At 62.4% G+C, this 10,660-nt stretch carries 6 protein-coding genes and 2 pseudogenes; 4 read left to right on the top strand and 4 right to left on the bottom strand.

What is annotated here, in order from left to right:
• Window positions 1–158: 158 nt before the first annotated feature.
• Complete coding sequence (locus VMA74_RS12335; RefSeq protein WP_325367340.1) at window positions 159–653, top strand: TetR/AcrR family transcriptional regulator; 495 nt, start codon at window positions 159–161, stop codon at window positions 651–653.
• Window positions 599–874 (top strand): annotated as a pseudogene (locus tag VMA74_RS12330) (DUF3313 family protein); the annotation flags it as partial. The gene VMA74_RS12335 and the pseudogene VMA74_RS12330, both read left to right, overlap by 55 nt.
• A gap of 117 nt (window positions 875–991) precedes the next feature.
• Here the strand turns inward: VMA74_RS12330 and VMA74_RS12325 are convergent.
• Window positions 992–1,915 carry a hypothetical protein gene (locus VMA74_RS12325; RefSeq protein ID WP_325367338.1) on the bottom strand — a complete coding sequence of 308 codons (924 nt, stop codon included), beginning with the start codon at window positions 1,913–1,915 and terminating at the stop codon, window positions 992–994.
• Between the two features lie 348 nt (window positions 1,916–2,263).
• On the opposite strand from VMA74_RS12325, the gene VMA74_RS12320 reads away from it, so the two are divergent.
• The gene (locus VMA74_RS12320) at window positions 2,264–5,584 is read left to right on the top strand and encodes an autotransporter domain-containing protein (RefSeq protein ID WP_325367336.1); all 3,321 of its coding nucleotides are present in this window, start codon (window positions 2,264–2,266) and stop codon (window positions 5,582–5,584) included.
• Between the two features lie 266 nt (window positions 5,585–5,850).
• Here VMA74_RS12320 and VMA74_RS12315 read toward each other — a convergent pair whose 3' ends face one another.
• Window positions 5,851–7,593, bottom strand: coding sequence for a S53 family peptidase (locus VMA74_RS12315; RefSeq protein WP_325367334.1), 1,743 nt, complete (start codon window positions 7,591–7,593; stop codon window positions 5,851–5,853).
• A gap of 563 nt (window positions 7,594–8,156) precedes the next feature.
• Complete coding sequence (gene lhpH / locus VMA74_RS12310; protein ID WP_325367332.1) at window positions 8,157–9,164, bottom strand: trans-3-hydroxy-L-proline dehydratase; 1,008 nt, start codon at window positions 9,162–9,164, stop codon at window positions 8,157–8,159.
• Window positions 9,165–9,286: 122 nt separating this feature from the next.
• On the opposite strand from lhpH, the gene VMA74_RS12305 reads away from it, so the two are divergent.
• Window positions 9,287–10,024, top strand: coding sequence for a FadR/GntR family transcriptional regulator (locus VMA74_RS12305; protein ID WP_325367330.1), 738 nt, complete (start codon window positions 9,287–9,289; stop codon window positions 10,022–10,024).
• Window positions 10,025–10,078: 54 nt separating this feature from the next.
• On the opposite strand, the pseudogene VMA74_RS12300 reads toward VMA74_RS12305, so the two are convergent.
• Window positions 10,079–10,660 (bottom strand): annotated as a pseudogene (locus VMA74_RS12300) (outer membrane receptor protein); the annotation flags it as partial.

Here is a 10,660-nt window from a genome sequence, read left to right as displayed (position 1 = left end):
TCCCCCTCCCCTGCGGCAGTAGGGGAGGGTTGGGGTGGGGTGCGAGCGTAGCGAGCGGCAAGAATCTAACGTTGGCACATTGCTTCTTGTTATGAGAAGCCACAGCGGCATTCGGCTGCACGCTAAAGCACAAGCAACCCCACCCCAGCCCTCCCCTACTGTCGCAGGGGAGGGAGCAAATCGCGGCAAGCCATCTCGCCATCATCGCCCGCGATGGTCCGGGCAAGCTTACGTTCGATGCGATTGCGCGCGAGAGCGGGTTGAGCAAGGGCGGGGTGATGCATCAGTTTCCCGCCAAGGTGGATGTATGGAGGGCTTTGCTGGAGCATCAGATTCGGTACTTCGACCATGCACCGCCTGCGCGTGGGTCGAAGATCGGCACGGAGAACACCCTGGCGGAGCAGATCGCCAGGCTGCGTGAGGTGTCGCATCAACCGTATTCGATCGCGCATGCGATCGTGGCGGCGTTGGTGGAAGAACCGGAACTGCTTGCGATGAGCCGAGAGACGTCCGCGCGTCACGCCGAACGCATCAAGGCGGAAGCGGACGATCCGGAATTGGCGCTGCTGCGCTGGATGGCGGCGCAGGGTCTGCTGTTATCGGCGGCGGCCTGTACAACGGCGTGCAGGCCATTCGCGGCAGGGAAGGTTTGATGAGCGGTTTGGTGATCTATTCGGTAGAGATCTACGATGCGTTGTCGCGGCAGTTGCTCAGCGCCTATATCACCAAGCAGTATCCCAACGCGATGAATGTCGGTGCGAGTGTCGGTGCGTTGAAGGCGGCGCGTGTCGGCATCGACAAGGGTGCCGATGCGTTGGCCAGACAGGTGGACAGCGAAGGTACGCCGATGGACGGCATCTCTACGTCACGTTGAATCTGGCGCAGCTCGGACTCAGGGCGAACCCCATCTCCGTCATCTGCATGGCGAATGTTGGGGTTCGCGTGTGCTTACCGCCTGCGTGCTGGGATTTCATCCAAGCCTACTTGCTGATCACGCGGGTGTCTGTCGTGCCTTGAGGCCAAGGTGACGCGCCACGCGTTGCACCAGCGGCAAGGGCTCGTTGGTCGGTGCCGTGGGCATGGCTTCGGCGCTATCGTCCAGCCGCAATGCGCCGCTGGCCCGCATGGCCCAGCAGAACGCGTTGGCGGTGGCCACGGTGACACCACAGTGTTCGGCCAGATCGGCCACGTGCCAGCTCTTGCGATAAAGCGCCGACGACAAGCGCAAGGCTTCGCGGTTGTCGGGGAAGCTGATGAAATCCGGCCATACACTCAGCCGATAGCTTGCATTGCTGATCATGGCGAGGTTATCGCGATGACGCAGGCAGGCGGAAACCAGGAAGCTGTCCAGGTTTCCGCACACCAGCCCCTCGTATTGATGTTCGCAAGGCGCAGTGACCGGAACGCAGCGCCATGCAGCGTCGAGCAGATGCTGCTTGGCGTTTTCCAACTCCACCCTGGAACTGCCATAAACACGCCGGGCACGATCGCGGAGAATGATGGAGATCATGCCGTTCTGGGCCAGCACCTCATGCCCGTTTCCACCTTGCAGCAAACAGATGCCGAGCAGACCGTCGACCACGGCATGCTTGCTGCGCGGTGCGGCCGACACGAGGTTTTCCAGCAGCTTGGCGATGGCCGATGCGGTGGCGTGTCTGTCGATGCGCGTGCCGGCAAGCTGTTCGGTGTTGGGATCGCTGCTGATGAAGATGATGCGCGCATCGCCGTGGATGGCCATTTCGTAGGCGATCTGTCCTTGTTCGCTATCCAGGTCGACGGCCAGGATGTCGCAGGGTTTGCCTTCCCACTTGTGCAATTGCACCGGCGTGGACGAAGACATCAGCAGTTTGCAGGCGAGCCAGAACCGCAGTTCGACTTCGTAGGGGAGACCGGCGAGGCCGAGGTGGACTTTCATGGATGATTCCTCCCGATGCGGAAGATACAGGCATTCCCCTAAAAGCCTGCGTGCCAGCGATTCGGGTTGTGGCGAATGGATGCCCGAAGCTGCTCGAGCGTGTACAGGCATCATCGCGTTTGGGGGATATGGCCGCTATCGCAACTTGGGTCGATTAACTGTCAGATAGGGTCAATGTTCCTGCGCAGTCCAGGCGCTGTCCCTTAACGACAGACATGCGGCCATCTCGTGCGGTCTTGCCTGGCGGCGGCGCGAGAGATGAATGCCTCCAGGTAGGCTTTTGCCGCCGCGCAACGTCTTTCACTTGTCGAACAGTGGCGCGTTTGCCACGGGGGGGAGATAAGCAAGATGAGTCGTATCGTATGTGCACGCTCGGTATTGGCGTTGGCGTGTATCCTGGGGCTTGCACAACGCGCGCATGCGCAGACGCAGTCGCAACCGACCACCATTCCGCTGGACGTGATTGTCGAATCCGGCGGCGGCGTCTCCGAGGACCGGCTTGGCATCAACGTTGGCGTCAACGGCGCCGCGCCGGAGGAGTACATTTTCGATACCGGCTCGACGTCCTTCAATATCGACGTGGGCTCGGGCAGCAACGGGCAGGCGTGGTTTCCGATCGTGCCGGGCGTGCCGATCACGCCCACGTCGCCGGCGCTCTCGCTTTACGGCGATGGCACCTACGGCAATCTCGGTGCGACTAGCACGGTGTCGAGCGTGCAGTTCTACAACAGCTCGTCCAATGCGGTAGCAGCCAGCTTCACCAACCAGCAGGGCCTGCCGGTGCTGATCAACCAGGGCGCTGTCGCCACCGCAAGCAGCCTAGGCGGTGACCAGGCCGGCGCGCAGATCGGCTATTACCTGCCTACCTATGGCTACAGCTTCACCTTTGCCGAGATCGCGCAGTACGGCCTGAACACGCAAGGCGAGGTGCCGGTCTACCTGGATGCCACCTGGCAGCAGAACCTCAATCAGGGTATCGGCCCTGAAGATGGCGGCACGTTCAAGCTGTTCGGCATTTTTGGCGCTGGCGAATTCGGTAACGACAGCGTGCTGGGCAACCTCACTACCAGCGGCTACATCGTGGCGGCCAATGCACAAGGGGGTAATCCGCAAAACTGCAGCGGCTGCGGCCATGTGATCTTGAATCTCACGCCGGCGTTGCGCGCGCAGTTCATCAGCCTGGTGCCGTGGAACGGCGGTTCGCAGGCTACTTTCCCGCTGTCGGGCGCGCCGGTGTCGGCGAACCAGTTCGACCTCACGTTCGCCTATACGCTCAATGGCGGCAAATACAGCGCCACCTTGCAAACGCTGCTCGATTCGGGCACGCCAACCATCTATCTCAACGATGCCGGCCTGCTGGCCGGCGAAACGGCCGCCGGTCACGTGAATGCGTACGGCGACGAAATACCGGGCGTCATGCTGACCATGACCGGTAGCGCTGCGGGTGCGCAACCGGCATCGATCATCACGGGCAACGACAGCGCCGGCGATCTGAGCAATGTCGTCACGCCCGGTAGCGATCCGTATACCAATGCCGGCCAGGCGCTCTACGGCATCTCGTTCTTCTTCAACAACTCCGTGATGTATGACCTGCAGAACCAGGAAACGGGATACACGCCGTTCTTCGTCTCGATCGATCCGATTTCAACGACCGGCGGCTACACCATTTCCGCAGCGATGCCGCCACAGGGCATTGCTGGCATCATTTCAGGCAATGGGCCGTTGATCGTGGCCGCGGGCGGCATGGCACAGCTGACCGGTGCGAATACCTATACCGGCGCCACGCAGATCGAGCAGGGCGGATGGCTGGGATTGGCAGGTCCCGGCACCATCGCCGATTCCTCGGGCGTGCAGGCGGACGGCACGCTGGATATTTCGCGCGTATCGGGGCCGGCGTTGATTCAATCGCTCAGCGGCGCAGGCAACGTGGCGCTCGGCGCCAACACGCTGGAATTGACCAACGCCTCGGGCACGTTTGCCGGCGTGCTGGCGGATGGCGGCCTGGTCGGTGGCACCGGCGGCAGCCTGGTGATTGCGCAAGGCATGGAAACCTTGACCGGCAACAACACCTTCACCGGCAGCACCGGCATCAGCCCCGCTGGCGGTTTGACGCTCAACGGTTCGCTCGCCGGTAGCGTGATCGATGCCGGCGTGCTGACGGGGCACGGTTCGATCGGCGGTGGCCTGGTGGTGACGGGCGGGATTGCGCCGGGCCATGGCGTCGGTACGTACCAGGCGCTGACGGTGGCGGGCAATTACCTGCAGAACGCCGGCGCCACGTATATTGCCCAGGTGAATCCCGCGCAGCCGGGCGCATCGAGCCAGATCGTGGTGAACGGCAAGGCGGTGCTGGCGCCCGGCGCACAACTCGGCGTGCTCGCATCGGCCCAGCCGCAGCCGTATATCCTCGGTGCGCGCTACACCTTGCTCACGGCCGGCGCAGGTTTGAGCGGCAGCTACACGCTGGTGGGAAACAGCAGTGTCAGCGCCACGCTCGGCATCAACGCGGTCTACGATGCCGACCATGTCTATCTGGACGTGATCCAGCAGCATGCGCTGGTCGATGCGGCCGATACGCCCAATCAGGCAGCGACACTCACTGCGTTGCAGAGTCTTGCGGCATCGAGCGCGGCCTTCGTCACCGTGTCCAACCTGGCGACGCAGGCGCAGGTGCGCCACGCCGCCGACGTACTCTCTGGCGATGTGCATGCCAGCGTGCAGGGCAGCTTCCTCGACGACAGCCGCCTGCTGCGCGATGCGGTAACCGAGCGCTTGCGCTTCGCCACGCTCACGGATGATCAGGCTTCGGCCGCAGCCCCCGCCGCACAGTCCACGCAGACGCATGCCAACGGCGTGACCTGGTGGGGACAGTTCGCAGGCTCGTGGGATCGCCTGGACAGCAACGGCAATGCCGCTGCGCTGTCGGACACGATCAGCGGTTTTCTGCTCGGCGCCGACATGCCGCTTGGCGATCATGGCCGTGTGGGCGTGGCCAGCGGCTATACCCAGACTTCGTTGCAGTCCGCGCAACGAGGTGCCACCGGGAACAGCGACGATGCCTATCTGAGCCTGTATGCAGGCACCCAGCTAGGTGCCCTTGGTTTGCGTGCGGGCGTTGCTTATGGCGATCATGCCTTGAGCGTGAATCGCAGCATTCCGCTGCCGAACCTGAGTGCCACCTGGAGCCACAACAAGGCGTATACGACGCAGGTGTTCGGCGAGGCCGGCCATGCGTTTGCTTTCAAGACCGCGACGCTTGAACCGTTCGCGCAGGCCGCCTATGTCAACCTCAACAGTGACGGCTTTCAGGAGCGGGGCGGTGCCGCCGCACTGTCCGGGCGCGGCAGCGATCATGCGGTGACCTACACCACCCTGGGCGCGCATGCGAATACGCATTTCGCATTCAACGGCGATCTGCTCCATGCCTATGGCACGCTGGGCTGGCGCCATGCCTCCGGCTACGTGGACCCGCGCAGCGAGATGGCGTTTGCCGGCAGTGATCCGTTTACGGTGCAAGGCGTACCGATCGCACGCAATGCGCTGGTGGTCGATGCCGGCTTGTTGCTGCAGGTGACGCAGAGCGTTTCCTTCAACGTGGCGTATGACGGACAGCTGGCGCATCGTGCGGTGGATAGCGGCTTCAAGGGCGGGGTGACGTGGCGGTTTTAGGGCCACGTGCTGAAGGTCACACTACAACTTGATATCGCCACCATGCGCTCCCTCCCCTGCGGCAGCAGGGGAGGGCTGGGGTGGGGTGGCTTGTGCTTTAGCGCGCAGCCGAATTTCTTACGGAAATGCGTGGACCGCTCGCTGCGCTCGCACCCCACCCTCACCCTCCCCTACTTCGCAGGGGAGGGAACAGTTTCTCGCGACGACCGAGATGTCCGCTTTGTTGGGGTTCGGCGTCGCCTCGCCGCCAACCTACGTAACCACCGTCAACGCTGCAGCGCCATGCCCGTGGCCAGCGCTGCCGCATTCCAGGAGCCCCAGCCGGAGGCTTGGTTGAATTGTCCCGGCACGACCGAATAGGCGCCGTTGCTGCCTCCCGTCAGCAGGTGATAGCAGCTGGGGCAATCGCCGCTGGTCTGGTTCACCTGGCCGATGCCGATGTCATAAAAAGTCTGTTGCCAGAAACTGGGTGCAATGCCACTTTGCAACAGCCTGGCGTACGTGCCTGCCAGCAACGGTGCGGCCAGGCTGGTGCCGCCATAAACCGCCCAGTTCGTTTGATAAGTGCCGCTGCTGTCATAGCCGCCGGTGACGATCCACAGTCCTGAATTTGGATCGCCATCCATCACGAAATCCGGCGTGCTGCGCAGGTTGCCGACGATGTTGGCGACCGCGTTCTGGTAGGACGGGCGCGCTTCCGTGGCGGCCGGTCCGCTCTCGCTCCATGTCCACAGCGTTTCGTGATCGTAGGTGGAGTAGGAGTCCACGGTGTTGTAGAGCGTGGAGGCGCCGACCGATACCACGTAGGGCGAGCTGCCTGGAAAACCGGTCGAGCTTTCGTTGTCGGAGCATCCCGGATAGCCGCCGGCATCCTGGGTGATGGCGAACACGGTGATGCCCTTGGCGACCGCGGCGGCAAGTTCCTGGTCCCAGCTATTGCGCAGATCCTGGCCGATATCCGCGTCGCAGGTCGCTGCAAACGAAAGCGAGATAGTCGGCCGGTCGTCGTCGATGGCGGCTGTCACGGCGGCCAGTTCGTCATCCAGGTTTGTTGACGGCGCCGAGTAGAAGGCGATTTTTTGCAGGCCGCCCGTCATGGTGGCGACGGCATCGACGTCGAGCGCCGCTTCCGTCTGCGCCTCGTAATCGCCCTGGGTGTATCCCGTGGGATAAATCACGTCGAGCGGGATGAATGGGAAGCCGTAATTGCTGGCCCAGGTCTGGTACAGGTAATTGGTGTTGCGCTGATCGCCCACGCCGATCAACGCCACCACTTGATTGTTCGCCGGCGCCAGGTTGCCGGCGCCGTACAGCGAGGGAAAGTCGGTCGGCGCGTGCACGCATTCCCGGCAAGCCACCACGCCGGTAGTCGACTGCGTGCCGGGCGCACCTTTGCCGTGCCAGCTGACGTTGTCGCGCGCGGTAGCCGCAACCTTCGCGCCCGATACGCCGCGTTCCTGGAACGAGCGCAAGCCATGCACGGCGGCAATCGCATCGCTCAAGGCCGACGGAATGCCCACCGCATCCGCATTGGCAATGCCGGTCTGCTCGCCGCGATGAAGCTGGTACAGGCGTGTCTTGAAGGCCGCTTGCACGTCGGCCGCCGAGCCCCAGGCCGTCACGATCATGTTGTCCTTCGACACGTAGATCTGGCCGAAGCCGTTGGCGCGTAGAAAATTGTAGACGCGCATGGCATCGGCGCGGCTCGGTAGATAACGCGCCGCCATATCCTTGTCCGTCAGCGGGCTGCGCGTGTGCAAGCGTACTTGATCGGCGATCTGTTGCAGCTCGGCGGAGTGGTGCATGTTCAACACGACGTTCACGCGCACCGGCGCGTTCGCATTCATCAACGCCGCTTGATCGCTGGCGTGCAGGGTGATGCCGCGGGCGAGCGTAACGGTGTCATTCGGTGTTGCCGGCTGAGCAAAGACGGTTTCCATTGCGCCGGCACTTGCCAAGGCGCACAAGGCCATCGCAAGTCCTTTAGCTAGAACGGTGGTTCGTACCATGGTTTACCCTCCCAAGCTGGATGTCGTAGTGAATCGTGGCTGCCAGTCCAGGCACCGGCACGATCCAGCTTGATCGCCGTCGGGGGTGGGGTCTTGAGGAAATTTCCGATGGAGGGAGGTTGATGTCGGCACAAAGCGGGTTGTGTATCTTCGACTGCCCAATATCGCACTACTTCTCATCATGGAATGCCGCTTCGCGATTATCTGCTCCCTTCCCTGCGACAGTAGGGGAGGGTTCGGGTCAATGCTCCGAACTTAAGGATCTTTCAGCCGCCAGAAATCCAATCCCGTCATTCCGGCGTTCGCCGGAATGACGAATTAGAGTTCCCGGCGATAGATGGCCCTTAAGTTCGGAGCACTGGGGTTCGGGTGGGGTTGCTTGGGCTTTAGCGTGCCCCTGAATGTCGGCAAATAACGTATGTCGGAAACAGCATGCGATATAGACGTTGCTACGATGTTCGGCTACCGCCGCTCGCTACGCTCGCACCCCACCCTCACCCTCCCCTGCAAGCAGGGGAGGGAATGCATCCTCGCAACTGTCGAGGCCCCCAACCAGCATGACCTCAACGCACAAGAAACCCATGCGCCAACGGATCGCGCTCATCGATCAGCCACTGGGCGAAGCCGCACACGTGCGCATCGCCTTCGATTTCCACCATCACCGCGTCGAAGCGGTCGAGCCGGGTTTCCGCCAGCACGCGTCCGCGGAAGCGGGTGCCGATGATGGACTCGTTGACCAGGGTGTCGTGCCGTTGCAATTCACCGCGCAGGAACAATTGCGCCACGCGGCCGGCGGTGCCGGAGCCGGTCGGCGAGCGATCCACCTCGCGGTCGGCGAACACGCAGCAATTGGCCTGGCTGGAACCGGCGTGGCGCGGCGCGTTGTCGATGATCGTGCCATAGATGTGGTTGATGTCGGGAATGTGCGGATGCGCGACCTTGTACGCCGCGTTGGCGGCGCGTTTTACTTCATCGCCGAATTGCGTCAGCCGCTCGACCTCCGCTTCGCGAATCGACAGCCCGAACGGCTTGCCCGATGCATAAAAATAGAACGCGCCGCCAAAGGCGATATCGCCCCGCACTTCGCCGTAGGTGGGTGTCTGGACCACCGCATCGCGTTGCCAGATAAACGAGGGCACATTGACGAAGCGCACGCTGCCGGCGTGCTCGCCATTCCACTGCACGAATGCCTCGATGAATCCGCACGGCGCATCGATGCCGATGCGCGTTTCAGGCGTGCGGCGTTCCACCCAGCCCAGTTCGACGGCCGCCGTAGCCAGTGCGATCACGCCGTGGCCGCAGTGGTCGCTATAGCCTTCGTTGTGCATGAAGATGATGCCGAAGTCGGCGCCATCGCTGACCGATTCGGTGAGGTAGCCGCCGTACATGTGTGCGTGGCCGCGTGGTTCCAGCATCAGCGCGCGGCGCAGGTGATCGCTATGCGCTTTCATCCATGCGCGGCGCGCCACGATGGTATCGCCCTGCGGCTTCGGCCAGCCGCCGGTAACAATGCGAAAAGCTTCGCCGGCGGCGTGCATCTCCACCGTGCTCACGAAACGGTCCGGTTTCATCCTGTGTCCCTGCTTGTGTGCGGTTGGGTTGAAATCTAGACCAGCGTTGGATCAGTATTCAACCAAAGATATTATTTGTCGGATTATTGGTTGGGTATCGAAACCAGTGGAGGAGGGTGGAGATGGCGAAGGCGCACGCAGTCCTCGACGAGGCGTTTCGTCCCAAGCAGATCTATGAGCAGGTCGCCGAGCGCATCCGTACCGACATCCGCAGCGGTCGCATCGTTGCGGACGAACGCTTGCCGTCGGAACGGGAATTGTCGTCGCGGTTCCGGGTGGGGCGCCCGGCCGTGCGCGAGGCGATCGGCGCGCTGCAAAACCAGGGTCTGGTCATCACGCGCCGCAATGCTGGCACCTATGTAAGCAGTGATGCGCTGCAACGTTTGTCGATGACTGCGTCGGCCATGGCAAGCGTGACGGATCCCGACGTCAGCCCTGGCGCCACGCTGGACCTCCGCCGCATCCTGGAGCCGGCCATCGCCAGGCGCGCGGCGCAGCGCGCCAAGCCGGATGGGCTGGCCGAGCATTACCTGGCGCAGATGGAATCGATCACCGATATCGACGATCCCAGGCAATGCGCACTGTGGAACGACAGCGACCGCTTGTTCCATCGCCAGCTGGCGGTGATGACCGGCGATCCGTTGCTGGTGAAGGTGGCCGACGTGGTGGCCAGCACCATGGATCAGCCGCTGTGGAAGCGCCTGAAGGACGACGGCATTTACGAGGCCCATCGTGTGCAGCTGTATGTATCGGAACATCGCCTGATCTATGAAGCGATCGTCTGCGGCGATGCGGATGCGGCGGCGATGTATGTAGAGCAGCATATCAAGCGGGTGGGCAGGGACGTAGTGCCGCGGTAGCGATGCGCAGGTAGGCTGGGATTGCATCCCAGCCTACGTGTCCTTCCGGCGGCGTTACCGCGTTCCACCAAACCGATAATCCGCCTGCAACATGATCTCCCGCCCATAGATGTTGTAGTTGTAGTTGTTGAAATACGGAAACGTGCGGCTGCTGCGATAACCGGGGTCGAACGGCGGCATCTTGTTGAACACGTTGTTGATCATCAGCGACAGGTCCAGATGCTTCGTCGGCGAATAACCCACGCTCCAGTTGTAGAGAATCCACGGCGGAAGATGCCCGGCACCGGCAGACGTGGGACCGTAGGTGAAAGCGAAATAATTGGGCGTCGGGCTGTAGCGATGCCAGTACAGCGTGCTGCGCCACGCATCGTGCCATGACCAGCTGAGCGAGCCGCTCGCCAGGTCCTTGAACTCCGTGCTCCATAGCGGGTTGGTGAGCTGATCGATGGGCAGGGTGCCGGGATACTCCTGGAACTGATGCTTGAGCATGTCGTTGTAGTCCAGCTGTACGGCAAACGTGCCCAGGCGAGTGGGGTCGAAAACGTATTTGGCTTCGGCCGTCACCGAATCGGTGACCTCGTTGGCGATATTGATGTAATACAGATCCAGGTTGGTGACCTGGCCGGTATACGGGCT

Source organism: Dyella sp., from assembly GCF_035508675.1.
GTDB lineage: Bacteria > Pseudomonadota > Gammaproteobacteria > Xanthomonadales > Rhodanobacteraceae > Dyella_B.
This window is presented reverse-complemented; position numbering and strand designations above follow the sequence as displayed.